25 protein-coding genes are annotated in these 26,946 nt (G+C 46.5%); 19 read left to right on the top strand and 6 right to left on the bottom strand.

Annotation, left to right across the window (positions count from 1 at the left end):
* Nucleotides 1-13: 13 nt before the first annotated feature.
* Both QUA00_RS10865 and QUA00_RS10860 read right to left on the bottom strand, forming a co-directional pair.
* Nucleotides 14-1,459, bottom strand: coding sequence for a serine/threonine-protein kinase (locus tag QUA00_RS10865; RefSeq protein ID WP_333409600.1), 1,446 nt, complete (start codon nucleotides 1,457-1,459; stop codon nucleotides 14-16).
* A gap of 139 nt (nucleotides 1,460-1,598) precedes the next feature.
* A complete protein-coding gene (locus QUA00_RS10860) occupies nucleotides 1,599-2,603 on the bottom strand; it encodes a LysR family transcriptional regulator (protein WP_333054398.1) in 1,005 nt (334 codons plus the stop codon).
* A 229-nt stretch (nucleotides 2,604-2,832) separates the two neighbouring features.
* Here QUA00_RS10860 and QUA00_RS10855 point away from each other — a divergent pair, with 229 nt between their 5' ends.
* The 11 genes from QUA00_RS10855 (at nucleotide 2,833) to QUA00_RS10805 (ending at nucleotide 11,607) form a co-directional block, all read left to right on the top strand.
* Nucleotides 2,833-3,546, top strand: a complete 714-nt coding sequence (locus QUA00_RS10855) for an NnrU family protein (protein WP_333205681.1) — start codon at nucleotides 2,833-2,835, stop codon at nucleotides 3,544-3,546.
* A gap of 44 nt (nucleotides 3,547-3,590) precedes the next feature.
* A complete protein-coding gene (locus QUA00_RS10850; protein ID WP_333409599.1) occupies nucleotides 3,591-3,968 on the top strand; it encodes a thioredoxin family protein in 378 nt (125 codons plus the stop codon).
* Between the two features lie 361 nt (nucleotides 3,969-4,329).
* On the top strand, nucleotides 4,330-6,375 hold the full coding sequence (locus tag QUA00_RS10845) for an NAD(P)H-quinone oxidoreductase subunit 5 (protein ID WP_333138842.1): 2,046 nt from the start codon (nucleotides 4,330-4,332) through the stop codon (nucleotides 6,373-6,375).
* Nucleotides 6,376-6,896: 521 nt separating this feature from the next.
* A complete protein-coding gene (ndhD1, locus tag QUA00_RS10840) occupies nucleotides 6,897-8,483 on the top strand; it encodes a photosynthetic/respiratory NAD(P)H-quinone oxidoreductase subunit D1 (protein WP_333409598.1) in 1,587 nt (528 codons plus the stop codon).
* Between the two features lie 274 nt (nucleotides 8,484-8,757).
* Complete coding sequence (locus tag QUA00_RS10835) at nucleotides 8,758-9,573, top strand: DMP19 family protein (protein ID WP_333409597.1); 816 nt, start codon at nucleotides 8,758-8,760, stop codon at nucleotides 9,571-9,573.
* Nucleotides 9,574-9,708: 135 nt separating this feature from the next.
* A complete protein-coding gene (locus QUA00_RS10830; RefSeq protein WP_194067340.1) occupies nucleotides 9,709-9,927 on the top strand; it encodes a hypothetical protein in 219 nt (72 codons plus the stop codon).
* Nucleotides 9,924-10,193, top strand: coding sequence for a ParE family toxin-like protein (locus QUA00_RS10825; RefSeq protein ID WP_333409596.1), 270 nt, complete (start codon nucleotides 9,924-9,926; stop codon nucleotides 10,191-10,193). The genes QUA00_RS10830 and QUA00_RS10825 overlap by 4 nt, the downstream gene beginning before the upstream one ends.
* Before the next feature lie 101 nt (nucleotides 10,194-10,294).
* Nucleotides 10,295-10,531 carry a type II toxin-antitoxin system Phd/YefM family antitoxin gene (locus QUA00_RS10820; protein WP_333409595.1) on the top strand — a complete coding sequence of 79 codons (237 nt, stop codon included), beginning with the start codon at nucleotides 10,295-10,297 and terminating at the stop codon, nucleotides 10,529-10,531.
* Nucleotides 10,528-10,839 carry a type II toxin-antitoxin system VapC family toxin gene (locus QUA00_RS10815; RefSeq protein ID WP_333409594.1) on the top strand — a complete coding sequence of 104 codons (312 nt, stop codon included), beginning with the start codon at nucleotides 10,528-10,530 and terminating at the stop codon, nucleotides 10,837-10,839. Before QUA00_RS10820 ends, QUA00_RS10815 begins: the two co-directional genes overlap by 4 nt.
* Before the next feature lie 132 nt (nucleotides 10,840-10,971).
* Entirely contained in the window at nucleotides 10,972-11,244 is a 273-nt protein-coding gene (locus tag QUA00_RS10810; RefSeq protein WP_333128278.1) for a hypothetical protein, read from the top strand.
* 39 nt (nucleotides 11,245-11,283) lie between these two features.
* Nucleotides 11,284-11,607: a clan AA aspartic protease gene (locus QUA00_RS10805; RefSeq protein WP_223300761.1), complete on the top strand. Its 324-nt coding sequence runs from the start codon at nucleotides 11,284-11,286 to the stop codon at nucleotides 11,605-11,607.
* Nucleotides 11,608-11,728: 121 nt separating this feature from the next.
* Here the strand turns inward: QUA00_RS10805 and QUA00_RS10800 are convergent, their stop codons facing one another.
* Nucleotides 11,729-12,481 carry a LuxR C-terminal-related transcriptional regulator gene (locus QUA00_RS10800; protein WP_333409593.1) on the bottom strand — a complete coding sequence of 251 codons (753 nt, stop codon included), beginning with the start codon at nucleotides 12,479-12,481 and terminating at the stop codon, nucleotides 11,729-11,731.
* A 171-nt stretch (nucleotides 12,482-12,652) separates the two neighbouring features.
* Here QUA00_RS10800 and QUA00_RS10795 point away from each other — a divergent pair, with 171 nt between their 5' ends.
* Together QUA00_RS10795 and QUA00_RS10790 are read left to right on the top strand one after the other, a co-directional pair.
* A complete protein-coding gene (locus QUA00_RS10795; protein WP_333409592.1) occupies nucleotides 12,653-13,081 on the top strand; it encodes a DUF6220 domain-containing protein in 429 nt (142 codons plus the stop codon).
* Nucleotides 13,082-13,090: 9 nt separating this feature from the next.
* On the top strand, nucleotides 13,091-13,525 hold the full coding sequence (locus tag QUA00_RS10790; RefSeq protein WP_333409591.1) for an MAPEG family protein: 435 nt from the start codon (nucleotides 13,091-13,093) through the stop codon (nucleotides 13,523-13,525).
* Nucleotides 13,526-13,540: 15 nt separating this feature from the next.
* On the opposite strand, the gene QUA00_RS10785 is transcribed toward QUA00_RS10790, so the two are convergent.
* On the bottom strand, nucleotides 13,541-13,741 hold the full coding sequence (locus QUA00_RS10785) for a hypothetical protein (protein WP_333409590.1): 201 nt from the start codon (nucleotides 13,739-13,741) through the stop codon (nucleotides 13,541-13,543).
* Between the two features lie 355 nt (nucleotides 13,742-14,096).
* Between QUA00_RS10785 and QUA00_RS10780 the strand changes: the two genes are divergently transcribed.
* The 4 genes from QUA00_RS10780 (at nucleotide 14,097) to QUA00_RS10765 (ending at nucleotide 19,359) form a co-directional block, all read left to right on the top strand.
* Nucleotides 14,097-14,420, top strand: a complete 324-nt coding sequence (locus QUA00_RS10780; protein WP_333305651.1) for a hypothetical protein — start codon at nucleotides 14,097-14,099, stop codon at nucleotides 14,418-14,420.
* A gap of 236 nt (nucleotides 14,421-14,656) precedes the next feature.
* Complete coding sequence (locus QUA00_RS10775) at nucleotides 14,657-16,066, top strand: hypothetical protein (RefSeq protein ID WP_333138864.1); 1,410 nt, start codon at nucleotides 14,657-14,659, stop codon at nucleotides 16,064-16,066.
* Nucleotides 16,066-16,218 carry a hypothetical protein gene (locus QUA00_RS10770; RefSeq protein WP_333138866.1) on the top strand — a complete coding sequence of 51 codons (153 nt, stop codon included), beginning with the start codon at nucleotides 16,066-16,068 and terminating at the stop codon, nucleotides 16,216-16,218. The genes QUA00_RS10775 and QUA00_RS10770 overlap by 1 nt, the downstream gene beginning before the upstream one ends.
* Before the next feature lie 1,146 nt (nucleotides 16,219-17,364).
* Nucleotides 17,365-19,359, top strand: coding sequence for a bifunctional serine/threonine-protein kinase/formylglycine-generating enzyme family protein (locus tag QUA00_RS10765; RefSeq protein ID WP_333409589.1), 1,995 nt, complete (start codon nucleotides 17,365-17,367; stop codon nucleotides 19,357-19,359).
* 163 nt (nucleotides 19,360-19,522) lie between these two features.
* Here QUA00_RS10765 and QUA00_RS10760 read toward each other — a convergent pair whose 3' ends face one another.
* Nucleotides 19,523-21,298 (bottom strand): EamA family transporter, encoded by a 1,776-nt coding sequence (locus QUA00_RS10760; RefSeq protein ID WP_333138870.1) that lies wholly within the window; start codon nucleotides 21,296-21,298, stop codon nucleotides 19,523-19,525.
* 632 nt (nucleotides 21,299-21,930) lie between these two features.
* Here QUA00_RS10760 and QUA00_RS10755 point away from each other — a divergent pair.
* Both QUA00_RS10755 and QUA00_RS10750 read left to right on the top strand, forming a co-directional pair.
* The gene (locus QUA00_RS10755) at nucleotides 21,931-22,140 is read left to right on the top strand and encodes a hypothetical protein (RefSeq protein WP_333409588.1); all 210 of its coding nucleotides are present in this window, start codon (nucleotides 21,931-21,933) and stop codon (nucleotides 22,138-22,140) included.
* On the top strand, nucleotides 22,110-25,445 hold the full coding sequence (locus tag QUA00_RS10750; RefSeq protein WP_333409587.1) for an amino acid adenylation domain-containing protein: 3,336 nt from the start codon (nucleotides 22,110-22,112) through the stop codon (nucleotides 25,443-25,445). Before QUA00_RS10755 ends, QUA00_RS10750 begins: the two co-directional genes overlap by 31 nt.
* A 280-nt stretch (nucleotides 25,446-25,725) precedes the next feature.
* Here QUA00_RS10750 and QUA00_RS10745 read toward each other — a convergent pair whose 3' ends face one another.
* Complete coding sequence (locus QUA00_RS10745; protein ID WP_333409586.1) at nucleotides 25,726-26,835, bottom strand: alpha/beta hydrolase; 1,110 nt, start codon at nucleotides 26,833-26,835, stop codon at nucleotides 25,726-25,728.
* Between the last annotated feature and the right edge of the window lie 111 nt (nucleotides 26,836-26,946).

Here is a 26,946-nt window from a genome sequence, read left to right as displayed (position 1 = left end):
ACAGTGGTGCAAGTTAAAAAATGTTTGAAAGCAGCTTATAAATCAAGCGAAAAATAGCAGTGCCAGCGATCGCACCCAAAGCACCCAACCATCCCACAAACAACACGCCAGTGATCGGAGAATTCGGAAAAATCGCAGGTGCCGCCGTCTGTAAAACCGGGAAAAACCACAGCAAAGCCACAGTACCTGCGCCAATAATCAACATCTCAGTTTGTTCGATCGCCCTGCGGTACTGCCCGTAAATCAAACCCGCCACAATCATCCCCAACAATCCGATACTCAAGCCAGGAGACGGCAGCAAACTCGTCAGGGCGATCGCCAGCACCCCCGCCTCAAAACCCGTAAACGCCGCCCCCGACAAAACCTCCCAAATCGAAAAAGTCGATCTCTGCGAAGGTTGCAGCCCTCCGGGAGGTGTTGCAGGAACCCGTACAGGAGGTGGCAGAGTCGGTTGAATAGGTATCGGAGGCGGCGCCACCACGACTGTAGGTGGTTGAGAAGGTTGTTGAGGCCCAGACATCAGAGCCGCTTCCACCTCACTCGCAGATTGAAAACGCTGGCTGGGAGCTGATAATAACATTCGATCGAGAACGTGAGCCAAACGCGAACTTACCTGCACGCGCGACTGCCAATTCCACTCATTTCTGTAACTATCAAAAAGCTCCGTCGGCTGCAAACCGCTCAGCAAAGTAATACAAGTCACAGCCAAAGCATACAAATCCGTTGCCGGATAAACTTCTTGCCCGCTCATCTGTTCTGGCGGCGCGTAACCCAAAGAATAAATACCAGTCGAAGCTTTTGCACTCCCAACACTTTGTGTTACTTGTTTAACAGCCCCAAAATCTAATAAATAAAGCCGACCGTTTTTACCCCGCATAATATTAGCAGGTTTAATATCCCGGTGAATCGAACCGCGAGAGTGCACAAAATCGAGAACCTTCAAAATTTCCCGCAGCACCTCCACCGTTTCCGCCTCCGAAAACCTGCCTTTAACAGCTAGTTCATCCTCCAAATTTTCACCGTCAATAAATTCTTGAACCAGATAGAAAAACTGATCGTTTTTTCCCGGCTGCAAACTCGTAACAGTCAGCTCAAAAAAAGCCAGCAAACTCGGAATTTGGGAATGTTCGTTTCCCAGTTCTTCCAGCACCGCCGCTTCCCGTTCAAACAGAGTTTGAGCGATTTTTAGCTGGGGCGGAGTCAGACTTACCGACGGCTGCAAAAGTTTAGCAACGCACTGCCGCATCGCGGGAGTATAGCGGTCTCTGGCCAAAAATGCCGCCCCAAAACCGCCTTGACCCAACAACCTTACGGGTAAATAGCGCCCGCTCAAAATCATGGGCATCCCGCAAGCGGTGCAAAACTTTTGCTGCACGGTTTTCAGCCGCGAACTGTCATCGAGGTCGGGAAAATAGTTTTGAGGGCGCGGGCAGCCCGGTCGGGTGCAGTAAACTTCCATTTTTGTTTGGTAAGAAGAAGGAAGAGGGAAGAAGGAAGAGGGAAAAAGGAAGAGGGAAGAGGGAAGAAAAAGTGATTGTTAAATCAGATTTCGATTTCTCAACTAACCGCGAACTGCTAACTGCCAGCGACCTAAGAGATTAACTTCCCGCCGAGTTGGGGGTTCCTATTTCTATGAATCCCAAATCGAGCGCCGGGGGTTCTTTCTTCTCCAGGATGGTCGAATAAGTAGCAAACTGGGGCAAAATTTCATTGCTGAAAGCCTCTGCTGCTTTAGAACGGTAGCGGTTGGGGTTGTAAATCAGCGACAAAATGCGAGTTACCAAAACTTCGTCCATTTGAGATTTGTGCAAGACGCCCATAAGCAACTCTTTTTCGATCGCCGAAACCGAGACAAAAGCAGCTCCCAGCCCCGACTGAACGGCATTTTTAATGGCTTCGATCGAATTTAGTTCCATCTCTATTTTCAAGCGGCGCGTGTCTATGCCACAGCGAGTCAGTACCTGATCGATTACTTTGCGGATCGTAGACTGCGAATCGAGGGAAATAAACTGCAATTTGTAAAGGTCTTCTTTTTGGATAGTTTCTTGTTGTACCATCGGGTGAGATGGAGGGAGAATCAGAGCCAGTTCGTCCTCAGCGTAAGGAACAATTTCTAAAGCTTCTACAAGTTCGGTAGGAATTTCTCCGCCAACAATTGCCAAATCGATTTGCCCGTTGGCCACACTCCACGCCGTGCGGCGAGTCGAGTGAACGTGAAGCTGTACTGCTACATCCGGGTACTTTTGGCGAAACATCCCAATCATCCGGGGCAGCAAATAGGTTCCCGTTGTTTGAGAAGCGCCGACGATCAAAGTACCGCCTTGGAGATTTTGCAAGTCTTCCAGAGCTCGACAAGTTTCCTGGCAAAGCGATAAAATTTTCTCGCCGTAACTCAGCAGCAGGTGTCCGGCTTCGGTCAGTTGCGCCCGCCGCCCCCCCCGGTCAAACAGCGGCACGTCCAATTGTCTCTCTAAGTTTTGCACTTGCAAGCTAACTGCGGGCTGGGATACATAGAGGCTGTCCGCGGCGCGTTTGAAGCTTCCTTCAGAGGCGATCGCCTTGAGAATGCGTAACTGGTCTAAAGTGAAAGGAAGGTCAGACATATATCTAAATTGTCAGTTGTCAGTTGTCAGTTGTCAGTTGACGGTTGACGGTTGACTGTAGGCAGCGAACAGCAAACAGCGAACAGTCAACAGCGAACAGTCAACAGCGAACAGCGAACAGTCAACAGCGAACAGTGAACAGTTAACTGACTGATAACCGCTGAATGCTCCCATAGATACTTTGTGACACAATTTGGCCGAGAATCAATAACTTTTCTTAATATTTGCAATGACGATCGACTTGGCGCTCGACTCCCACTTAGTTATTCTGGGCTTATTACTGGTTTTTGCGATCGCCCACAGCGGTTTAGCAGCCCTCCGGCCCAAAGGTGAAAAGCTGATCGGGCCGAGACTTTACCGGGTTTTGTTTGCCCTTGTCAGTTTGCCGCTAGCCGTCATTCTGATTGTCTACTTTTTCAACCACCGCTACGACGGCGTACAGCTTTGGCAAGTACAGGGCGTCCCCGGAGTTAAACCCGCAGTTTGGATACTTTCGGCAATTTCCTTTCTGTTTCTGTACCCAGCAACTTTCAACCTCCTAGAAATTGCCGCCGTCCAAAAGCCCCAAGTTCACCTCTACGAAACTGGCATCATTCGCATCACCCGTCACCCGCAAATGGTGGGACAAGTGATTTGGTGCGTGGCCCACACCCTGTGGATTGGCACTAGCTTTACCCTCGTCACTTCCATCGGTTTGGTACTTCACCACCTGTTCGGAGTGTGGCACGGCGACAGGCGGCTTCAGGCTCGTTTTGGAGAATCCTTTGAAACCATCAAATCTCGAACCTCAATCATGCCTTTTTTGGCAATCCTACAAAAGCGTCAAACCCTTGATTTGCTTGAGTTTCTGCGCCCTTCCTATCTAGGTGTAGTCATTTTTACGGGCCTGCTGTGGGAAATTCATCCTTTTTTAATGCGTGTAACTAGGAACATATACTGGTAGCATGATCCCTAGGATAGAAAAAAATTATTAAATTTTGAGGGCTCATGGTGTTGTCGGTTAGCGAACGCACTTTTGCACAAGAGGTGTTTCAAGCCTCTACCCCCGTTTTAGTTCACTTTTCCGCCCCCTGGTGCGGTTTGTGCCGCGCGATCGACCCCACGCTTAAGAGTTTTGAGGCACAGTGGGCAGAAAAAGTCAAGCTCGTAGGGGTGAATGCCGATCAATGTTTCAAGTTGGCTCACACTTATCGGCTGACAAGTCTGCCCACGCTGATTTTGTTTGAGGGCGATAAAGTTCGATTTAGATTTGAAGACTACCAAGGACGCGAGGAACTGCGGCGGACTCTGGATTCCTGGATGCTGGCGGCTCACGTAGTTTCCCCATCTCAACGGCTGCAACTTCAGGAAGTAGCCAACAGGTAACGGTTCCAAGGCATTCGGCTCTTGTTGAGAAGGTCTTCGGCTTTTATGTCGGAAGCAGAAGGCTTTCCCCATTTTTCCATCAACTATCCCACAGCAAAATAAATGTCCCCGTCTTGAAGGTACAGAACTGTGAGATTTGTCGTAGAGTTTTAGTTTGCACCTGAATAATTTTCGGCGTTTATTGCGATCGTCTCGCTTGCGATGAAAAAAGTAGTGCGATCGTCTTGCTCGCGATGGCACTCGGCTATAGCAATACTTAGAGAATTGGATCGAGTATTTTGGCCTAGTCGCGCAGGCGTGTGCCACAATTTGTAAAGAATTGTGGCACTATCTAGTAGAAACTTTAAACTACCTATCAGTCATGGAACTGCTCTATCAATACGCTTGGCTGATCCCAGTCCTGCCACTGGCAGGCGCAATGCTAGTAGGTCTAGGCTTAATCACCTTTAACCAGGCAACCAACAAACTCCGACAAGCGAATGCGATATTAATCGTCTCCACACTCGGAGGGTCAATGGTACTCTCCTTCGCATTGCTGTGGAGTCAACTACAGGGCCACGCACCCTACACCCGCAGTATTCAGTGGGCTTCTGCTGGCGACTTCTCGCTGAATATGGGCTATATCATTGACCCCCTGACGGCGGTGATGCTGGCGATCGTCACTACGGTCGCCTTTTTGGTGATGATTTACACCGACGGCTACATGGCTCACGATGATGGGTACGTGCGCTTTTACGCCTACCTGAGCATCTTCAGCGCGTCGATGTTGGGTCTCGTAGTCAGCCCGAACATCGTTCAGATTTACATTTTTTGGGAACTGGTAGGTATGTGTTCGTACCTGCTAGTCGGATTTTGGTACGATCGCAAACCCGCTGCTGACGCTTGCCAAAAAGCTTTTGTCACCAACCGCGTCGGCGACTTCGGCCTACTGCTGGGCATCCTCGGCATTTACTGGGCCACCGGCAGCTTTGAATTTGAGGTGATGGGCGAACGCCTGCACTCCTTAGTTGAATCCGGTGCTCTTTCGGCGACTCTGGCGACAATCTTCGGCGTCCTCATATTTTTGGGCCCAGCAGCCAAATCCGCTCAATTCCCCCTCCACGTCTGGCTACCAGACGCAATGGAAGGCCCGACACCGATTTCGGCCTTAATCCACGCCGCGACAATGGTAGCCGCCGGCGTATTCCTGATCGCTCGGATGTACCCGGTGTTTGAAGGGCTGCCGGCAGTCATGAATTTGATCGCCTGCACCGGCTGTTTTACGGCATTTATGGGCGCTTCGATCGCGATTACCCAAAATGACATCAAAAAAGGCTTAGCCTACTCCACCATCTCCCAACTCGGCTACATGGTGATGGCAATGGGCGTCGGCGCTTACAGTGCCGGACTTTTCCACTTGATGACTCACGCTTACTTCAAAGCAATGCTGTTCCTGTGTTCAGGTTCAGTGATTCACGGGATGGAAGCAGTTGTAGGCCACAACCCCGCACTCGCTCAAGATATGCGAGTTATGGGCGGCTTGCGGAAATATATGCCGATTACCGCTAGTTGCTTTTTAATCGGAAATTTGGCAATCTGCGGAATTCCGCCGTTTGCTGGTTTTTGGTCAAAAGACGAAATCCTCGCCAGCGCCTTCGCAGCAAATCCCGCTCTGTGGGCTGTTAGCTGGCTGACTGCCGGGATGACCGCGTTTTATATGTTCCGAATGTATTTCAGCACCTTTGAGGGCGAATTCCGGGGCAATGACAGCGCCATCAAGCAGCAACTCCTGCAACCCGGTCTTGTTTTTGGCCCCGGAGCGATGAACGTTAAGGAATTGGCATCAACTGGGGACAGTCACGATGAGCACGACCATTTGCCTCACGAATCTCCTCTGACAATGGCTCTGCCGTTAGTGTTGCTGGCAGTACCTTCTGTGTTTATCGGTTTTCTCGGTACGCCGTTTGCCAATTATTTCGAGCAGTTTGTTCGCGCGCCCGGCGAGTCTCTCGAAGAAGTTTTGGAACACGCTGCTGAGTTCAATTTGACGGAATTTTTGATTATGGGCGGAAGCTCGGTAGGTATTGCTTTGCTGGGCATTACTTTGGCTTCTCTGATGTATTTGAGCCGTAAAATTGACGCAAGTGCGATCGCCCAAAAAATCAAACCGCTTTACGAGTTCTCCCTCAACAAGTGGTATCTCGACGATATCAACGATTTTCTTTTTGTCAAAGGCAGCCGCCGTTTAGCGCGACAAGTCATGGAAGTGGATTTGCGAGTCGTCGATGGTGTCGTCAACCTGACCGGTTTGGTCACGCTGATTACGGGCGAAGGTTTGAAATACTTTGAGAGCGGTCGCGCTCAATTTTATGCCCTGATTGTGTTTGTCGCAGTTCTGGGTTTTGCGATCGTTTCTGGAGTTAGTTAAATCTTTAGGGAAACGGCATTGTCCATTAGTGTCAACAAACAGGTAAAACCGATAGTCCGACAGTCCGACAGGGAATGAATTCCCTGTCTCAAAGCTAAAGTCCTCGCTATGAGGACTGAAGAACTCCTTAAACCTCTTCTTGTGGAACAGGCATCTTGCCAGTTCAATACTGGCTTTTTGGGAGATATCTATTAGTCCTCTTGAGAGGACTTTCGCTATTAGCCAGGGGTTTCAACCCCTGGCGGACTCGCGGACTTGCAGATGATCGGCTTAAGTTGACACGCCTTGGGCAATGCCATTTCCCACCAGAAGATATTTTAATAAGGGGTATTAGCTCAATAACTCACCATTGACAATTAGCCAATAGAAATAAATCTTTCATTAAAATTCACTGTTGCGAGCGCATAATTTGTCCAAATAATAGCAAAAAAAAATGTTCCGTCTAAAGAAAGTATAAAATTTACGCCAAAATTGGCAAAATGTGTTTAAACCTAATAACTGATGGATCATTTTAAAACGCAATGGATACAGCTAACTTTCCCTGGTTAACAACAACAATTCTGTTTCCCATTGCTGCGTCCTTGCTGATTCCTTTAATTCCCGATAAGGATGGCAAGACGGTGCGGTGGTATGCCCTAATTGTGGGTTTAATCGATTTTGCCCTACTTGTTTACGCTTTTTACACTCAGTACGACTTCAGCAATCCAGATTTGCAACTGGTAGAAAGCTATACTTGGGTGCAGCAACTCGATTTGAATTGGTCGGTGGGTGCTGACGGTTTGTCGATGCCGCTGATTTTGCTGACTGGTTTTATTACTACGCTGGCTACTTTAGCAGCTTGGCCGGTCACATTTAAACCGAAGCTTTTTTACTTTTTGATGCTGACAATGTACGGCGGCCAAATCGCAGTTTTTGCCGTGCAGGATATGTTGCTGTTTTTCCTGGTTTGGGAACTGGAATTAGTCCCGATTTACCTGATTTTGTCCATCTGGGGCGGTAAGAAGCGCCTCTACGCAGCAACTAAGTTTATCCTGTACACCGCAGGCGGTTCGCTGTTTATTTTGCTTGGCGGGCTGACGATGGCGTTTTACGGCGATACGGTGACTTTTGATATGCGGGCGATCGCAGCTAAAGATTACGCCCCCAATGTAGAATTGCTCCTGTACACAGGTTTCTTAATAGCTTACGGCGTCAAACTGCCAATTTTTCCGCTGCACACTTGGCTCCCTGACGCTCACGGCGAAGCAACCGCACCCGCCCACATGTTGCTAGCAGGAATTCTGCTAAAAATGGGCGGCTATGCTTTACTGCGGATGAATGCGGGAATGCTCCCGGATGCTCACGCTACCTTCGCACCGATTTTAGTAATTTTGGGTGTGGTAAATATTGTTTACGCGGCATTAACTTCTTTTGCTCAGCGAAATTTGAAGCGAAAAATTGCTTATTCTTCGATTTCGCACATGGGGTTTGTGCTGATTGGGATAGCTTCGTTTACCGATTTGGGAATGAGCGGTGCCATGCTGCAAATGGTTTCCCACGGTTTAATCGGGGCGAGTTTGTTCTTCATGGTGGGCTGCACTTACGATCGCACTCACACGCTCATGCTGGACGAAATGGGCGGTGTGGGGCAGAAAATGCGTAAGGTTTTTGCCATGTGGACTGCTTGTTCTATGGCTTCCTTGGCTTTGCCGGGAATGAGCGGTTTTGTAGCAGAATTAATGGTGTTTGTAGGTTTTGCAACCAGCGATGCTTACAATCCTGTGTTTAAAGTTTGTGTGGTATTTCTAGCTGCTGTCGGGGTGATTTTGACTCCGATTTACCTGCTGTCTATGCTGCGTGAAATCTTCTACGGACCTGAGAATAAGGAATTGTCGGAACACGAGGAATTGGTGGATGCGGAACCGCGAGAAGTGTTTATTATTGCGGCTCTGTTAGTGCCCATTATTGGCATTGGTTTGTATCCTAAGATGTTGACTCAGGTTTACGATGCGACTACTGTACAGTTGACTGCAAAGTTGCGCGATTCTGTGCCGTCGCTTGTGGCTAAGGCTGCTACGGACAAAACTGTCTCTCTACGTGCTCCGGCGATCGAGCCGAGTAAGTTATGATTTGAACTGGATGCGAGGAAGAAAACCCCCAAACTTAATTTTTAAAAGGGTTTGGGGGTTTTCTATATACCGGCTCGAAGTAAATCGATTAGATTGGGATTTTTAAACCGCAGATTCCAGCAGATAAACACAGATGAACGCTGATGTAATTTTCAGTATTGTCGTTCCTCAAAAAGCCTAAAAGAGCATGATAGGCTATATTCGATGTTGCAACTCCAATATAATTAATAGTTGGGCAACATAAAAAGTTTTAGCCTAAGAGGGAGACGGAAAAATGAGTGACGACATACTTGGCTCGAAAGATGCGGTCGTGATCTCAGCGGAAAGCATGAATAGCGAGGATATCCGCGCGACGCTCCAATCAAATATTGACTTTGTGAATGCACTATTTGAAGAGCTTCTGAATCTCTCAGAAATTTCTCACGACGCACTCCTCAGTTACTACGTTGATTACTACCTCGGGCAGGTGAATAATGGCGGTTTTGCTCAGTTTGTCTATAACACAAGGTGGCAGCCTGCTGTCATCGCGCTAGTTAAAGAAGGCCTTGGGCAAATCGGCGCGACACAACATACCGATCTTTTTGCAAAAGCAGAGGCGCTGGTTACAGCACGAAAGACAAAGTTAGCATCGTTCTTTTCGAGTGAGTTATTCGGCGAAAATGCTGAGAGAGACAGGCTAAATGGCATAAATGAGGACTTTTATTCGATCGCACAAGAGGAGAGTCTCGAACGATTAAATGCTAACTGGTTAAAAGCGCGCCCCGGCCTGATTGTTGTAGCAGAAGATCGAATCCAACAGGAAGTCACTCGACGAGCATTGAGTATTTCCGATCGCGAGGCCCGGCTCGCCCAGGCCCGTGCTGCTGAGCCGAGATACATTAAACTGATACGAGCCTTGTGCGATGCAGCCGGCCATAAGCTTGAGCGCGTTACGGCAGGCGATACTATGAATGAGTACGGTGGCATAAGAATACTCGCTTGGCACTTTATTACTGACAATGGGCATCACTTCATGGTGGAGGCTGACGGGAAGGCAATGATGTTTTCTGGAAAGTCCAAGGAACAGATTGCGGAGCTGGTAGTCGTATAATTATGCAGCCCAATTAATAGTTAGGTTGATGCACTATCTTTTTTAGTCTTTACTCTTAAGTGTGCTTATTTCTATACTTGCTAGAATAAGCGATAATAAATAATATGCCATTTTCATTCTAAGAGAGTGCTAGCCATGACTGAGTTACTGGAGCGTGCGATCGCTAAGTTGAAAACCTTGTCTGCAAGTGAGCAAGATGCGATCGCCTCAATGATTTTGGAAGAACTTCAAGACGATCTAAGATGGGATCGAGCATTTGCGAGTTCTCCCGATGTTCTTGCTAAACTTGCCGCATCCGCAATGGCTGAGTATCACGCAGGTAAAACCCAAGAACTCGATCCAGAAACATTGTGAAGTCCCGTACTACAGCCGAATTCCGTAAATCTTTTGCGGCACTGCCAAAACAAGTTCAAGAGCAAACACGCGAGGCATATCGCCAGTTCAAGGAAAACCCAAATTATCCCAGTCTGCGTTTCAAAAAAGTGCATCCAGAGTTACCAATCTACTCTGCTAGAATCAGCAACAACTATCGAGCCGTTGGTCAGTTGGATGGAGATACTGTGATTTGGTTTTGGGTTGGTTCACACGCAGAGTACGACAGGTTGCTATCTCAGTTATAATGGTTATTTCATCTACTTTAGTTTAACTTTATCAGAACGTTCACTGCGGTTGTTGAAAAAGACCATGAAACTGCTTTTGAGCTTTATACTGAGGAATTTTTATGTTGAACGTGACAGTTGACGAAATTCAGCGCGATCCTTCAAAGTATCTGCGTCCAGTGGAGGCTGGTGCAACTTTTGTTATCCTGCAAGCAGATAAGCCGATCGCCGAACTAAGACCTATTTCTAGCAGCAAGCAATTACGACCATTCGGTTTGTGTGCAGGCGAATTTACTGTTCCAGATGATTTCAACGCTCCTTTGCCAGAAGATATCCTCACTGCATTTGAAGGTAAATGAAGATTTTGCTAGATACGCACATTTTTTTATGGTTCATCAGTGGTGACGCCCAGTTATCAACAGATGTTCGAGATGCAATTCGCGATCCAGATAATGAGGTTTATTTGAGTGCAGTTTCAGTCTGGGAAGCAATTGTCAAGTACCAGTTGGGTCAGTTACCTCTGCCGGAGCATCCCGAAACATATTTACCCAAGCAGCGCGATCAGCATCAAATTGTCAGTCTTTCTCTTGATGAAAGTAGCGTAGCTCAACTGGCTAAACTGCCACGCTTACATCGCGATCCATTTGACAGAATGCTTATCTGTTAAGCTTTAGAGAATGGTCTGACTATTGCGACAGTAGATGGGGCAATTCGTGCCTACTCGGTCAGCGTTATGTAGCAGTGTAAGTGAGCTATCATATCCATAACAAGAGTAAGAATTATAAAAAAGAGGGAATGTATGCAAACAATCCTTTTGAGTCGTGAAGAAGTCGCGCGTCGTGCGAAACATTTGTATGAGAGCACCATCCGCCAAAAAATTGAAATAGAAGAGAATATTGGCAAGATGGTCATCATTGATATAGAAACAGGTGACTACGAAGTTGATAAAACTGGGCTAAAAGCCGCACGTAGTCTGATGGCAAAGCATCCGTATGCTCGACTTTTTGGCATTCGTATTGGTTACAATGTAGCTGCTTCGTTGGGTGGTGTAATGGAGCGTGTCAACAAGTGATTTCTGGTATTGTGACCGATCGGCACGCGATCGCCCTTGTTGACGTTTCTCCTCCCAAGCGGCTCTACTTTCCCGATCGAGTTTGTCATAGATACGGGCTTCACTGACTACCTATGTTTGCCACCGGAGGCAGTTACCTTACTGGGGTTGCCGTTCCTGTACGATATGCCTGTAAACTTAGCAGATAACAGTGAAGTCCTAGTAGCAGTTCACGAAGCAATCATCCTTTGGGACGGGGAAGAACGAGAAGTTCGTGTATTTGCTACAGGGCGAAGGCCTCTGATTGGAACTGCTTTGCTGGACGAGCAAGAACTTGTGATTCAGTTCACTGAGGGGGGGTTAGTGACGATTGATGAGTTGTAGTTTCCAACGCCCGATCGCAATACCGAATACTTAAAAATTACCATTTGGTCGATCGCTCTTCAATTAAGTACGTTAGCGAAGCCCTCGAAGAGGATCGCTATCTGAGTTTCTAGCGTTAAGTTTATTGGTGGGTGTTCTGCATCAAGTTGGATGGAGACATTTTTACACTTGGCAAATTATATTTTGTCGCCGAAAGCTGTGCAACCATTTCTGCACGAGACGAAACCTCAAGCTTACGGAACATTCGCTTCAAAGCTTGCTTCACTGAATTCTCAGTAATCCAAAGTTCCCTCCCGATTGCTGCGTTGGTTCGCCCCAAAGCAACCAATTCCGCAATTTGCAATTCACGAGGCGTTAGGCGTGAGGTCTTGAAAGGTTGGTGTTGCGATTCCCTACGGGATAGCTTCGCCGCGCGTACTGTTGCAGCCCAAACAGACAAATGCAAACAGATCGCACTCAAATCCGCTAGATTTTCTGTATCGAAAGCGGGCATTGAGCGATCGCGCGTACAACCCACTACACCCATTAATTGACCACGACTGACGATCGGCCCCGCCATCACGTGCCAATGATCGGGGCGGGGACAAATTATTGTCCAAACCTTGGGTGATGATGTCACTAATGCTTCATGGACAGGAGCATGACGTTCCGCTAAATAACGCACAACAGGATTGTGTTCGATCGATAGCCCAACTTTCAGTATTTTCTGAAGATTACTATCTACCAACGACCGTTGATCGAAGAAAAAGATTCCCGATCGTTTAGCTGCAAAATACTCACCGATTTTGGGCACGACTTGCGATCGCAAATCTTGTTCGTCCTTTACCTGGTCGATCGCTTCAAATAAAAGCTGCAAGGGGCTTTCCATCGTCATGGTGTCAACCGATTTTAGATTTTAGATTTTAGATTTTAGAATTGACCCCACGGATGAATCCGGGGGCTTGTAACCAAATTGCTTGATTGTGAAAAAGAGTACCCGATCGAGGTCTAGAAGCATTGCAATACTCGAATTATATTATCCTTGTAATCTCAAAAGCAACTTGACATGACAACCTGTTTGGAAATCGAGCCCGATCGCACTCCCACACGTGGGATACTCATCAGCTTTTATGTGACTTCAATCATCTTTAATGTCTGCTTGATTGCTCAGTTATTAACGGTTGGAGTTGCCTACTTCCATAATCCTGCATGGTGGAATATTCATGTTTGGCTAGTGCGAGGGTACAGTGGGCTGTCATTAGTATTACTGGGATGGTCGTTTATCGCCCCATTCTCACGCAGGATACGACATCTCGCCGCCAGTTTGCCAATCCTGCTTGGACTACAATTTTCCAGCATTCATCTCAAAAGTCCTCTTCACCTAGAGATACTGCATCCTCTAATTGGATTTACGTTACTCTATGTTTCTTCCAGCCTTGTACATCGCATATCGTCTACTTTATCGTCCAGCAACTATCACAATAATCAAATTTGAGAGGTATAAATGACGCAAGATGCAATCTTCACTCCCTTCTTGGCCACAGTGTTTCTAACACTCCTAGTCTGGGTGTATATGTACATCCGCCGTATCAGTTTTATCACCAGTAGAAAGCTCGCCCCGAAAGAACTTGCTGTACCGGGCGCACTGGCACAAATTTCGCCACCAAGCGTATCCAATCCATCGGATAACTTAAAAAACCTGTTCGAGATTCCGGTACTTTTCTATGCGCTTGTCCTATATCTGTTCATCACAAAGCAGGTGGATACAGTGTATGTGAACGCCGCGTGGGTCTTCGTTGTATTTCGCACATTGCATAGTGCTGTCCATTGCACATTCAATCTCATCATACTTCGGTTCTACCTTTACCTATTTGCCACACTCGCGGTGTGGTTCATCGCGATACGCGCAGCACTTATTCACTTTGGCACAATCAATTAACCTCGCTCAAATGAGCTAGAAGTTATCAACAGTAGCCGAACAATGAGCGTGCAGCGGAAAGCCGGCCCTGTTTCTACGTGTGTGTTCCGGGTCTTGCGGGGCGGTCTGCAACTGAACCAAGTCGTTAGGTCGCGATCGCAATACCCAATACTTTAAAATTACCAGTAGAGCGATCGCCCTTCCATTCGGTGCGATCGCGATTTTAGTTTTTACCATTAATTCTTCTAGTTTCTATACTTGCTAGAATAAAATCGAATAAGCTGTTGTGCATCTAATTTGACAGTAAATTTTTCTACAATTATTGTGGGACGGGCATCCTGCCCGTCTCTGTATTCAATTTAGATGCGTAGCAGCTTACTAACCGGACTGCAACTCATACTAAAAACCATCAAAGACCTTTGCATCACTTGCCAAACAATCCTATGATGGTTCATCATGATCTTGATGATTGTTTCACTCTTATAAATCAGTTAATATGCGATCGCTTGTCTTGAGTCTAGGTCTCATGTGTTTAGCCACCCCCGCTGTTGCCACAACCTGCGAGGAAAGCTTTCAAAAAAAGGGGGACTTTTTGAATGGTGCTGCCTTTTCTGCACGTGTTCAGGTTGAGGGGTTATCGATAGAGAGAGCATTTTCCCAATTACGACCAATTTTGGCGCGCGAGGGCATCAAGACTCTCAGCACGGATATGAACTTAGGTGTAATGAAAGCCGAAAATCCCGCCACAGCATTTCAGCGTGCTTTGCCAATTGATGTATTTGCCTCAATGGACGGCAATCTATTAAATGTTGAAATGATCTTTACCCTTCCGAGTGGGGTGGGTGCAAGTAAGGACACGGTGAAGGGATACTTGTGTGGCGCACTAAATCAATTGTTGCCCCAAACTCCAAAGTAATATGTAATTATTCATTTGATGTGATGAATTGTAGTTTCCCACACTCGATCGCCATACCGAATATTTCAAAATTACCTGGGCGCGATCGCCAAATGAATCTCGCCGATCGCTCCAATTCGTCTTAACAATATTTAACTTTTAAAAGTATCAAGAATCGGCAGATGTAGAAGAAAATGGTTTAGTTTAAATTGATTCTGGCAATTATCTTCAGGTGTGATCGCGCGAAAAAGGAGTTTATGGACATTCAAAACCCATCGTTCAGACGGAAAAAGTGGCTCAAATTTCTGGGTGGTTCGGCTGTTGGGTTGGCGGGACTGCTGGCAGCCTGGATTGTGGGTGGCAACTATATGGCTTCTGTGCATGAAAAAGAAATCGAGCAGGATTTAGCAGCATTTGCCCAACGGTTTCCCAAAACAGAGCCGAATGATGCGGCGTTGAAGCTGAGGCCGTCCTTCGCTAAAGTGGGGTTCAATGTAGGCTGGGGAAGTTTCTTTCAAGAATTAAATCAGTACCTAGACGCTGAGATTGCCAAACCAAACGATACCATAAATCCACCTTCAGAGAAATTACAGCGCTATCTCGCCTCCCAACAAACGGCTTTAGCAGAACTTCGCCAGCAAGTTTTAAATAATGAAGTGCCGCACTGGGGAACAGATATTACCTGGATTCTGGAAGGAGATATGACGGTTAGCCTACCCCCTTATTTATGGCAGGTTAATTCCCAACGAGTTTTAGCCCTAGACATTCTAGAAAAATACCGTAAAGGTCAGACGGAAGCAGCAGCAGAAATGCTGGAAGTCTCCTGGAAAATCAACCAGCCTTTAACAGAAAACCCCCTCCTACTCCCTCAACTGGTGGGTTTGATTGTGGCTAAATATCCAGCAGGGGTGATGCGGAAAGCCGATCGCCTTCCGACCCAGTGGCAGCAGCGCTTGCTGGAACGCGATTACCGCGAATCGATATTGACATCCTTGCAGGGAGAATATTTGTCTAAGTTCAAATTTTCGCAAGACTTCGCTTGGAAATACTCGTGGTCTTCAATACTAGAAGCATCAGACCCTCTTAGTGGTCTGGGAATACTTTCACTATTTCAGACGGAAACGAACTATCCCCCAACTTTAGAAGACAAAATTTTAGACTGGACTTTATCTCATGTCCTGGTGTGGTTCAAGCCAGTAATCAAACCTTATGTTCGCTTGTGTGCGATCGATACTTATCACGCCTATAAACGATCGCTTGCAGCATCTCGCCAGCACAATTTTTGCGCTTCTGATTCAGCCCAGGCAAAGGACTTCGCGTGGTGGAATTATATAGGTAGGACATCTACAATTTTTCCTAGTCAAACCAGTAAAGCAGCTAAATCTATGCTGGATTTGGAATTGACTCAGAAAATTCTGCAAGTCAAAGCACTAGCAGCCAAAACCGGAAAATGGCCGGCATCGGTTCCCGATATGAAGTCGTCTATTTGTCCGGGGGCAAAATGGCTGTATCGCGTTGCTCCAGATGGTACGATGTCGATATCGTTTAGCGAAAAACCCAAATGGTTAATTGAGAGATTAAAGAACCACAGAGGGCTACCATTTACCTATAGCGACAAGACACCGCCGCAGCTCAAAAACCGAGTCTCTACCCGACCAAAGCGATGATGGTACATCCCCAACGACAGTTTGCGACCTTCCTCACCGTTGCCGTTCTCAGCAGCACGTTCGCGCTGGCAACCGTTGGCGAAGCCTCGGTAAAAAGCGCCTCAGATCCCGATATTTCCACCTACATCAAAAAGTTAAAAACCGATTGTTAGAGATGCTGAAAGATTCTGTTCAGGGTTGGTTTGAAGTCGCCAGTCAAAAAAATGAACTTGCGCCGGAGAAACAGTTAATTGAGTTATCTCTATGAAATATGTTGCTGGCAAAGCACTCTGCAACATCTTTAAGCAACATGATTTTAAGCTAAAAATAACCGCTTGATCTAGCTATAATGGTCTTTGGCTATCCCTCCCTAATAATTATTAAATTTTCCTGGTTGTATTTATTAATAAAAATGAAAAAATAAAATCATTTCTAGTGCTATGAAAGGGTTGATTCAATATCTTTACGAAATCAAATTAGATAAAGCTATTCTCTGGTGCTATCTCATTTGGTATGTTATAGTAGTTTGTTTTCATTTTGATCCTTCGGTTAAGATATGGCTCAATTCAATTGGTATAAGTGCTGTAATCGGTACGGGTCTGATGCTAAGTGTTTCTTCTAGTAAAGGCAAAAGAGATCATTGGCAGGCATTCAGGTTATATTTCATGCCATTTTGTGTTTCAAGTTTCTCTGCCTTGATTAAAGATCAGGGATTTATCATATTTATCTCACCAAATATCACCGAAACAATAGTGTCAGTATCATGCTGTGGTCTGTTTTTATTAGTTATTTTATTAGTCAAAATATTCAAAAATAAAGTTATTTAGCGGAACTACAAAATTGGTGAAAGCAGCAGAAATATGACATTTTAGGTTGAAATTCCCCCGATCGCCTTTAAAGACGATCGAGCTTGTAGAACTCTTACACCCCGATGAAGCGAGGGAATTGCTTATTGAAATCGCTTTCTTAGTTTCTAGTCGGATAGTTCTTTGAGTGCGATCGCTTGTTGGTTGGGCGATCGCCGAGTTGTACTATACTGGCCTCTGTAAAGAAATTACCAAGATCCCCAGACGAATATCGGCGGTAAGCGGGTTGCTAAAATCGGTCGATCGCGCTGGAATTTTTTGCCCTCAAATTGCTTTATTTGGATTAATTAGCGTTTTAAATTCTGCGTTCTACTTTCTCCCTTGGGGCTACACAAGCGGCCGGTAATGCCCTCCCTACCGTCAATTGTCAATAACCAATTATTAATTGTTAGTATTCCATAAGAGCGCCAAAAAGATATATCATAACCTTAACCGGATCATTTCTTCCCAGATATGTTCTACTGTTCTAATCCGACGTGTTCTCATCCTTTCAATCCCGACAACTCTAAATTTTGTCAAAGTTGCGGCCAGTCCGACCTCACGCCTCTCTTCAGAAACCGCTACCGCGTGATTCGACTGTTGGGCGAAGGGGGATTTGGCAGAACTTACGAAGCGGTAGATACGGATCGCATGGACGATCCCTGCGTAATTAAGCAGTTTGTACCCCAATTTCAAGGAACCTCAGCACTTGAAAAAGCCTCACAATTGTTTAAAGAAGAAGCGAAACGACTTTACGAACTTGGCGAACATCCCCAAATTCCTCGATTAATTGCTTATTTTGAACAAGACAAGCGACTTTATTTAGTACAAGAGTTGATTGAGGGGCAAACTTTACTAGCAGAATTAACTCAGCAGGGTGCTTTTAGCGAAGAAAAAATTTGGCAGTTGCTGGCAGATGTACTGCCGATTTTGAAATTTGTGCACGATCGCCAGGTCATTCACCGAGACATCAAACTTGAGAATATCATGCGGCGTCGCACCTCTGTTAACTCCTCCCTGCCAAAGGCGGGAAATTTTCGGAATTCAGCTTTCCCAAGGGGAGGCCGGGGAGAGTTAGTTTTGATAGATTTCGGCATTTCCAAACAAGTGACGGGCTCCCTGATGAGCAAAGTAGGCACGACGGTAGGAACGCCCGGATATTCGCCGGTAGAACAAATGCGCGGTCAAGTTTTCCCCGGCAGCGATTTGTACAGTTTGGGAATAACTTGCCTGAGACTGCTAACTCAATGTTTGCCAAAAATTGACGGTTCCGATGACCTTTACGACCCGATAAACGGCGGCTGGATTTGGAGAGAACGCTTGCCAGCCGGCACAAAAATCAGCAGCGAGTTGGCAAATATTTTAGACAAATTAATTCAAGATTATCTCAAAAATAGATATCAATCTGCTGATGAAGTAATCAAAGCTTTAAATCTCTATTCTTTACCTCCCCAACCCCATTGTGCCAATGGAGGACAACTTGCTCAAAATTATTTTCGGACAAAGGGAGGACAACTTGCCATCAATACCCCGCTCAATCAAACCGGGCAAATCAACAGCAATATCTCTGTCAATCCGAGGGAAAAATCCAACACCACTCCGCCATTGAACAATGCATCGCAGAGAATTCCGGCTGTCAAAAGCACTTTTGAATTTCAGGTGGTGACAGTAGACAAGCGCGGGAAGCAAATTAATGTTAACAGCGGCAAAGCGCGTTTTTTTGAAGAGCATCTTGATAGCAGTACACTGCTGGAAATGGTATCTGTTCCTGGCGGTACTTTCCTCATGGGTTCTCCAAAAGATAGAGGTGACAGCGACGAAAAACCGCAGCACCCAGTAACTTTAGGCTCTTTCTATATTAGCAAATTTCCAGTCACTCAGGCCCAGTGGACAGCAGTTGCAGCGCTGCCGGAAATTAAAATATTTCTCAATCCCGATGCTGCCCGTTTTAAAGGTGCAAATCGACCTGTAGAAAATGTATCTTGGTACGAGGCTGTGGAGTTTTGCGATCGACTTTCTCGCAAAACTGGTAAGAATTATCGCTTGCCTAGCGAAGCCCAATGGGAATATGCTTGCCGGGGGCAAACTACGGGGCCGTTTCACTTTGGGGAAACGATTACCAGCGAGTTAGCCAATTACAACGGAAATTCTAATTACGCTGACGCGCCCAAGGGAGTTTATCGCTTTCAAACGACAGATGTTGGCAGTTTTCAACCTAATGCTTTCGGGTTGTACGATTTCCACGGAAATGTTTGGGAATGGTGCGCGGATTCTTGGCACAATAATTATAACGGTGCGCCTGCTGATGGTAGCGTTTGGGAGTCTGACGGGGACTCTTCGCTGAGGTTGTTGCGGGGGGGTTCTTGGAACGATCATCCTCCGAATTGTCGCAGCGCGTGTCGCCTCAGATATCAGGCGGATTGTAAGGCTAGTATTGTGGGTTTTCGAGTGGTTGTTTCTGTTGTTTAGACTCCAATTGTAGGCATTCATTCTCCTATCTTGAAATGCCTCTGCGGTTTCCCTATCAATCAAAGATTTATGCAATAAGCCTATTGATATTGTCTCGGCATAGAGAAACCCGGTTTCTTGAAGAAACCGGGTTTGGGAATGGCCGATCGCCCAAATTCTTGCCTTAACTAGCCTTCTTCTGAGGAGCCATTATGCGTTCCACACTCATAGCAGCCACGCTTAATGTCACCACAGCCATGCCGAGAATTGCCACAGGCTGCAAATTCTCATTGATAATTATAAACGCAAAAAGTGCCGTCATCGCCGGTCCCAAAGTGCCAATTACTGACGCTAAGGCTGCCCCCGCAAAGCGGATGGCAAAATTATTCAAAAGATAGCTAAACAGGGTCAGCACCCCTAAAATAACGCCTCCGATAATCAAACCAGGCCAAACATTTTGGTCTATTTTAGGAGAAAAATTGTCCGAAAGCGGCACCCACAAACTTAGAGAGGAAAATACAAAAATTGCGGCGAAATTAACTAAACTAAAAGGAATTGGGTGCAGTTTGCCCGCGGCCATTTGCGTCAGCAATACGTAACCTGCAAAGGTAATCCCAGAAGCCAGTGCCGCAGCGACTCCCACCCCGACATTGCCGCCGCCCGGAGGTGGGGCTGCAAAACTCGGCCACCCAGCTAAAATCAGACCTGCGGTAATCCCGACTATCGCAAAAAAGCCGACTCTGCTAGGGCGAGAACCAAACAAGAGCCAAGAACCTAGTACGGTGACGATCGGGTAAATAAAGAAAATCGTAATCGCAATCCCGGCTGGAATATTGCCGATCGCCAAATAAATCAAAACCTGAGACAAAAACAGAAAAAATGCGCTTCCTAAAACCTTGCTCCACAAAGCTCGATCGCCCGACTGGAACAACCGTCTAATATCTTTCCAGACAGAAGGATACAGAAATGTGGCCAATATCGGCATCAAAGCCATCACCACAATCAGTCGCATCAACAAAATCAACAAAGAATTGCCAAAACCGGGAGTCACCACCCCCGGAAATTCAAACAAGCCAAAAACCACCCGAGGATTTCTGCCTTTAATCAGAATTCTCAAACAAACATTAAACAGCGACAATACCACCGCCGAAGACAAAGCCAGCACCAAACCTGTCTGTACAGAAGGTGCTTTAGCGGTGGCTGGAGAGGGCACTGAAGAGGGTGCCGGTACGGCTTCCCGCGGCCTTTCCACAGGTGTTGGCTGCAGAAGTTGCGGGCGGACAGAATTAACAGAATTAGTTGATTCCTCGACATAGGAATCTTGAGCATCGAAAGGATTCTCAAGATATTCTTCTTCTTCTTCGAGTTCTTCCCTGATGCGGTTTACGAGATTTTGTAACAGCTCTTCCCCTTGCCGCTCTAGGGTTTGCATATTGTTGAGCCGCACGGAAAGCTCGCTTTCATAGCTGCTCAAATCTTGTTCCAGCATCTGGAAACTGCGATCGATCCTTTCATCCAGCGCCGCCAGCAACTGCGAGGCGCGTTCGTCGTAGTTGCTCGGCGGCAGGGGTATCGGGAACTCGCCGCTGGGAATAGGGCTGCTGAGAGAATTTCCAGAGTTAGCGCTGAGTTCGTTGAACCGCTGCACCAACAAATCCTGCAAATTGTGAGCCAAAACTTGAGCCAACTGCTTCAGCCACAATTGCTGCTGCTGAATGTATCGCCCAGACAGAGATTCCATTTGCTGAGACTGCAATTTGCGATATTGCTCTCTGAGGTCTTCAATATCCTCAATCAGGTGATTTTTTTCAGTTTGCAGCCGAGTAATGTCTTGATTTAACTGGCCTTTGACATTTTGATGCAAAGCGTCCAGTTCTTGCATTACTGAGTGGAGGACTTCTTCTGCTGATTGTACTTCCTCTGGCTCGTCCTTTGACGAGTATACGTTCCGCTGCGCCATTAGCCTATAACCTCTAATTTAAACTGCACGTTCACTGTTCTTAAGTATTTTGCCAAATCAGGCCACAAGTTCTAGTGAGTTGATCTAAGAAATTGCGGACACTGTTGAATCAATAGTAGTCGCTAAGCTACAAATGTGAGAAAATTGCGTGAAGCAAAGCTATCCCGCTCTTAATCCCCCCAAGAACACTTTGTGCAATTAGAAATCATACTATAGCAATCCTCGCATCAGTTGTAAAAATATGTAGGGGTAGTGCTAAGAGTGCCTACCCCAGCCTGCATCGGGGCAACCGGGCGTGGGTTTTGCCCCTACAAGAATTACACAAATCATTGAGGATTGCTATACAGCTTGACCTCTCCACGAATTGCTCCCGGTAATTCTCCCATCTAACTCACCCGATTGCACCCGAATCACAAACTTAATGACCGAAAGCATCCAGGATACCCGCCACGTGATTCATCCGTCCAGAAATAAAAAACTTGTATCCGATGAAACTTGCCCCCCGAATTTATCCGTGGGGTCAAGGCTTCAATCTAAAATCTAAAATCTAAAATCTAAAATCGATTGACCCCTTCTGCGACTAAATGTGATTGGGGGGTGTCACTCCTAGCCCCTCAACGGATAACTTGATCTTGCGGCCAGAAACCCCGTTTCTATTCCCCGCGTCTCTCCCGCACTCCCGCACCCACATTTATTATATTAAAGGTTCCGATCTTTTGCTCGCGAAAGTTTTAAGAGGCGATCGCACCGTCAAAAAGCAAGCCCGCGCCATCAAAAAATTAACACATCCCATCCCCGAAGAGCAACAGATATGGCATCCGAATTTTATGACAATTCCTTGACAAACGATCGACAAAAACTGAATATTTCTTCAGAAGCCGAAGTGTTTGTCTTTCCGGCATCATTTGCCCAGCAGCGCTTGTGGTTTCTCGACCAATTCGCACCGGAAAACCCTTTCTATAATGTAGTAACCGCACTGCGCTTAACTGGTTCCCTCAACTTAACAGCCTTAGAGCAAACCTTCAACGAAATAGTGCAGCGACACGAAACTTTGCGAACCACTTTTGCAGCGGTATCAGGTCAACCAGTGCAGATAATCTCTGCCGCTTTCAAGACTAATTTAAAAGTATTAGACTTGCAAGATTTGCCGCCTGAAAAACGGCAAACAGAAGCAAAGAAACTCTCCGCAGCAGAATCTCTTCGCCCTTTCAATTTATCCACCGGGCCGCTGATGCGAGTCACCATCCTGCGGCTGACAGAAACCGAGCATATTCTCTTGCTAAATATGCACCACATAGCCTCCGATGATTGGTCTATCGGGGTGCTAATTAGAGAACTGGAGGCTATCTATACAGCTTTGATAAATCAACAGCCATCTCCCCTACCAGAATTATCACTTCAATATGCCGACTTTGCCGAGTGGCAGCGCGAATGGCTGCAAGGTGAAATATTAGAAACCCAGCTAGCTTATTGGCGGCAGCAATTGCACGGGATTTCTGTGTTAAATTTGCCGACGGATCGCCCTGCACCAGCTAGGCAAAATTATCGGGGAAAAACTCAATATTTAGAACTGCCTAAAAAGCTGAAGGACTCACTTTTAGCCTTCTCGCAGCGAGAAGGAGCGACTTTATTTATGACATTGCTCGCAGCATTTCAAACTTTGCTTTACCGCTACTCGCAACAAGAAGATATTGTTGTAGGTTCGCCGATCGCCAATCGCAACCGCAGCGAAATAGAAGCATTAATCGGTTTTTTTGTCAACACTTTAGTGCTGCGAACAGACTGTTCGGGAAACCCGACATTTCGAGATTTTTTGGGCCGGGTGCGGGAAGTAACTCTGGGAGCTTACGCTCACCAAGATTTGCCTTTTGAGAAGCTAGTCGAGGAATTGCACCCAGAGCGATCGTTGAATCGCCACCCCCTGTTTCAGGTGGTATTTGGTCTGCAAAATGCGCCGCTGGACGAGCTAGAATTGCCAGAATTAAAGTTGAGTTCTTTCCCTTTGGAGACTCAAACAACCCGCTTTGATTTAGAGCTGTATTTGTGGGAAGCTTCCGATAATTTTAGGAGCAGATACGGCGAACATTGGGAAGATTCGGAAGGCCTCAGAGGCTTAGCTGTGTACAATACAGATTTATTTGATGAAGTTACGATCGCCCGAATGCTGAGGCATTTTAAAACTTTGCTGGAAAGCATTGTGGCTAATCCAGAACAAGGAATTGCTAACTTACCTTTATTGAGCGAGGATGAAGTGAATCAATTATTCAAAGAATGGAACGATACTCGCACAGATTATCCTCAAAATAAGTGCATTCATCAGTTATTTGAAGAGCGAGCCCGGCAGCATCTGGAGGATGTCGCCCTAACTTTCGACAGCAAGCACCTCACTTACAGAGAACTCAACAGTCGCAGCAACCAACTGGCGCGCTACCTACAAAAAATGGGCGTGGGGGCGGAGGTTTTAGTGGGGCTTTGTGCAGAACGATCGATCGACCTAATTGTGGGGATGTTGGCTATACTGAAAGCGGGAGGGGCTTACCTACCGTTAGATCCGAGCTATCCGCGCGATCGGCTAAACTTGATGCTGGAAGATGCTCAAGTTAAAGTCTTGCTAATTCAAGATAAATTGATTGAGAATTTCCGAGACTTCTCAAACTCGGTGATTTACTTCGATCGCGACTGGGAAGACATAGCCAAAGAAAGCGCCGAAAATCCCGCCACCACCGTAACAGCAGACAACCTAGCTTACGTTATTTACACATCTGGCTCAACAGGAAAACCCAAGGGAGTTGCTGTCACCCACAAAGCAGTAAATCGCCTGGTACTCAACACCAACTATATAAAAATAGAACCTACCGATAAAATTGCCCAAGCATCAAACGCTTCATTCGATGCAGCCACATTCGAGATTTGGGGAGCCTTGCTTAACGGCGCTCAACTCGTGGGAATTAGCACCAATATTACCCTTTCGCCTCACGATTTAGCCTTAGAACTGCGCCAACAAGGCATCACCGTTTTGTTTTTAACAACTGCCTTATTTCAACAAATTGCTAGAGTTTTACCGCAAGCTTTTGATTCGCTGCGCTGCTTGCTGTTTGGCGGAGAAGCGGTCGATATGAGATGGGTTAAAAAACTTCTCAAGCAAAAGCCAACCACTAAATTAATTCACGTTTACGGGCCTACCGAAAATACCACATTTTCGGCTTATTATTGCGTGCAAGACGTACCCGAAACCGCAACATCTATCCCCATCGGCCGCCCGATCGCCAACACGCAAATTTATCTCCTCGATGCGGATTTGCAGCAGGTGGCGATCGGTGTTATAGGTCAATTGTACGTCGGCGGTGACGGACTAGCGAAAGGCTACCTCAACCAGCCCGATTTAACTGCTGCTGCTTTCATTCCTAACCCTTTTAGGAATAAATCTGGTTCTAGCCTTTATAAAACAGGTGATTTAGGTCGCTACTTAGCTGACGGCAACATTGAGTTTTTAGGCCGCGTTGATGACCAAGTAAAAATTCGCGGCTACCGCATCGAGTTGGGAGAAATTGAAGCGGCTTTGTGCCAGCATCCACAAGTGCGCGAAGCAGTAGTAATTGTGAGGGAAGACATCCCCGACGATAAACATTTGGTAGCTTATGTTGTTCCTGACGGCATCGATGAAAAATCCGAAAGTCACAATCTAAAATCAAGTGACTTGCGCCAATTTTTGAAAGAAAAGTTACCAGGATATATGGTTCCTGCAACTTATGCAGTGTTGGAGAATATGCCACTGACGCCTAATGGCAAAGTAGACCGCCGCGCTTTGCCTGATATAGATACAGACAGCGAGGATCTAACAGAAAATTATGTAGCGCCTCGGACTGATCTCGAAAACGCGATCGGGAAAATTTGGGCTAAAGTTTTGGGCAAACAGCAGGTTAGTATCTACGATAATTTCTTTGAACTAGGCGGGCATTCCCTGCTAGCAACTCAGTTGATTTCTCGCATCCGAGACGCTTTGCAAGTCGAGTTATCGGTCAGCAGTTTGTTTGAGGCTCCGACTGTGGCGAGTCTCGCAAAATACATTGAGACAATGCGCTGGGCTGCCAAAGGTTTGGATGCTCCCAGAACTGACGAAAATGAGCGCGAAGATGTGGAATTTTAAGGCCTTATATCGTTTCCGGTTGCATCGGAATGATTTAACCGCAGAGGGCGCAGAGAACGCAGAGGGAGAGAATACAGAGATGAATAATTCCGATGCTACCGGATTTGATATTACATAATTGCGGGATGATTTTGATTGTTTTGTGGGATGGGCGTCCCGCCCGTCCGGTGTATTTTCACAGCAGGCGGGACACCCGACAAGAACCATCCTCAAATTGTGCAACGCCGAATTTTAAGGTATCCCCAGCCAGAACCTACAGGATTTTAACTCACATTTTTAGTTAGGAAATTTCTGTGCAGAATGCCCTGACAGCATCTGCAAACTGCTGGTTATGCTCGATTAATGCCATGTGTCCTCCTCGCTTTATAGTAACTAGCTCTGCTTGAGGCAATTCTGCTTTCATTCGCAGGCTAGCTGGGGGGGTAGTGGCAATATCTGAATCGCCGCAGATCACCAACACTGGAATGTCAATTGATGGCAAAGTTTTTGTTTCGTCAAATTTGAGCATTCCCAGTGTGCCGCGAGCGAGAACGCCGGGAGAACCCAAGGCTGATAAGAAAGCTGAGAAATCTAATTGACCGCGCGTTTCAGTGCCTTTAAATCCCGATACTTCTACACTGATGTACAGTGAACCATTGAGATAGCTCAGCCAAGTCATTCCCCACATAATCGGTTCAAGAGCTATGGTGAGGTAGAGCATAGGTTGAAGTAGTGGCTTTTGCAAAGCGCGTAATAAACCGCTAAAAATAGCGGTTTTGAGAGGATTAGTATAAGTCGTATCTACCAGAATTAAACCAGCTACTCGACTACCGAGAAGTTCTGGAAAAAGCCGACTGAATGTTAGAGAAATCATGCCGCCCATGCTGTGTCCGAGTAGGATAACAGGTTTAGTTCCTGCTATGGCAATGACGGCTTCGAGATCGCGGGCAAATTTTTCTAGGGAGTAGTCGCTGTTTTTTGGTCGAGTGGATTTTCCCAAACCTGGAAGATCCCAAACAATCACTCGGAAGCGATCGCTTAGTTGCCGTTTCGCGTAATACCAAACCATACTGTTTGGCCCCCAACCGTGGGAGAGGATAATCGGCTGTCCGTCCTCTGGGCCGTAGAATTCTACTTGTAAAATAGTGCCATCAGGCCTCTCTACCCGCTGCACCGTACCCGTCCGCGTCGGCTTGGGTTCGTCAGCACCGGGGCGGCGAAACAGCGGCAAACTGATAAAGCGGCCGCCAACAGACCAAAGAAGCATCAAGACTCCGCTGACTAAGTAGGACATCCCTACAAGTTCGCCGATGTACCATTCGTAAATAATGTATATACCTCCGCCAAGTACCCCGATCGACAGCAGTCCCACCAGCCATAGGAACAAGAAATTGAAGGGCATGAACGGCATAAGCTGAAACCTTTGGTAGGATTTTGGTTGCGGATTCAAACAGAATCATACTCAGGTTAGGCCACAGTCGGCAAGGGGTAAGTTAAGCTCTTAGCTTGTGCGCTGGTCGAA

The organism is Microcoleus sp. T2B6 (assembly GCF_036700475.1).
GTDB lineage: Bacteria > Cyanobacteriota > Cyanobacteriia > Cyanobacteriales > Microcoleaceae > Microcoleus.
This window is presented reverse-complemented; position numbering and strand designations above follow the sequence as displayed.

Excerpts from the sequence above, each read along its gene's own strand:
- QUA00_RS10865 (WP_333409600.1), bottom strand. The coding sequence starts at position 1,459 with ATGGAAGTTTACTGCACCCGACCGGGCTGCCCGCGCCCTCAAAACTAT.
- QUA00_RS10860 (WP_333054398.1), bottom strand. The coding sequence starts at position 2,603 with ATGTCTGACCTTCCTTTCACTTTAGACCAGTTACGCATTCTCAAGGCG.
- QUA00_RS10855 (WP_333205681.1), top strand. The coding sequence starts at position 2,833 with ATGACGATCGACTTGGCGCTCGACTCCCACTTAGTTATTCTGGGCTTA.
- QUA00_RS10850 (WP_333409599.1), top strand. The coding sequence starts at position 3,591 with ATGGTGTTGTCGGTTAGCGAACGCACTTTTGCACAAGAGGTGTTTCAA.
- QUA00_RS10845 (WP_333138842.1), top strand. The coding sequence starts at position 4,330 with ATGGAACTGCTCTATCAATACGCTTGGCTGATCCCAGTCCTGCCACTG.
- ndhD1 (WP_333409598.1), top strand. The coding sequence starts at position 6,897 with ATGGATACAGCTAACTTTCCCTGGTTAACAACAACAATTCTGTTTCCC.
- QUA00_RS10835 (WP_333409597.1), top strand. The coding sequence starts at position 8,758 with ATGAGTGACGACATACTTGGCTCGAAAGATGCGGTCGTGATCTCAGCG.
- QUA00_RS10830 (WP_194067340.1), top strand. The coding sequence starts at position 9,709 with ATGACTGAGTTACTGGAGCGTGCGATCGCTAAGTTGAAAACCTTGTCT.
- QUA00_RS10820 (WP_333409595.1), top strand. The coding sequence starts at position 10,295 with ATGTTGAACGTGACAGTTGACGAAATTCAGCGCGATCCTTCAAAGTAT.
- QUA00_RS10815 (WP_333409594.1), top strand. The coding sequence starts at position 10,528 with ATGAAGATTTTGCTAGATACGCACATTTTTTTATGGTTCATCAGTGGT.
- QUA00_RS10810 (WP_333128278.1), top strand. The coding sequence starts at position 10,972 with ATGCAAACAATCCTTTTGAGTCGTGAAGAAGTCGCGCGTCGTGCGAAA.
- QUA00_RS10800 (WP_333409593.1), bottom strand. The coding sequence starts at position 12,481 with ATGACGATGGAAAGCCCCTTGCAGCTTTTATTTGAAGCGATCGACCAG.
- QUA00_RS10795 (WP_333409592.1), top strand. The coding sequence starts at position 12,653 with ATGACAACCTGTTTGGAAATCGAGCCCGATCGCACTCCCACACGTGGG.
- QUA00_RS10790 (WP_333409591.1), top strand. The coding sequence starts at position 13,091 with ATGACGCAAGATGCAATCTTCACTCCCTTCTTGGCCACAGTGTTTCTA.
- QUA00_RS10785 (WP_333409590.1), bottom strand. The coding sequence starts at position 13,741 with ATGGTAAAAACTAAAATCGCGATCGCACCGAATGGAAGGGCGATCGCT.
- QUA00_RS10775 (WP_333138864.1), top strand. The coding sequence starts at position 14,657 with ATGGACATTCAAAACCCATCGTTCAGACGGAAAAAGTGGCTCAAATTT.
- QUA00_RS10770 (WP_333138866.1), top strand. The coding sequence starts at position 16,066 with ATGGTACATCCCCAACGACAGTTTGCGACCTTCCTCACCGTTGCCGTT.
- QUA00_RS10765 (WP_333409589.1), top strand. The coding sequence starts at position 17,365 with ATGTTCTACTGTTCTAATCCGACGTGTTCTCATCCTTTCAATCCCGAC.
- QUA00_RS10760 (WP_333138870.1), bottom strand. The coding sequence starts at position 21,298 with ATGGCGCAGCGGAACGTATACTCGTCAAAGGACGAGCCAGAGGAAGTA.
- QUA00_RS10750 (WP_333409587.1), top strand. The coding sequence starts at position 22,110 with ATGGCATCCGAATTTTATGACAATTCCTTGACAAACGATCGACAAAAA.
- QUA00_RS10745 (WP_333409586.1), bottom strand. The coding sequence starts at position 26,835 with ATGCCGTTCATGCCCTTCAATTTCTTGTTCCTATGGCTGGTGGGACTG.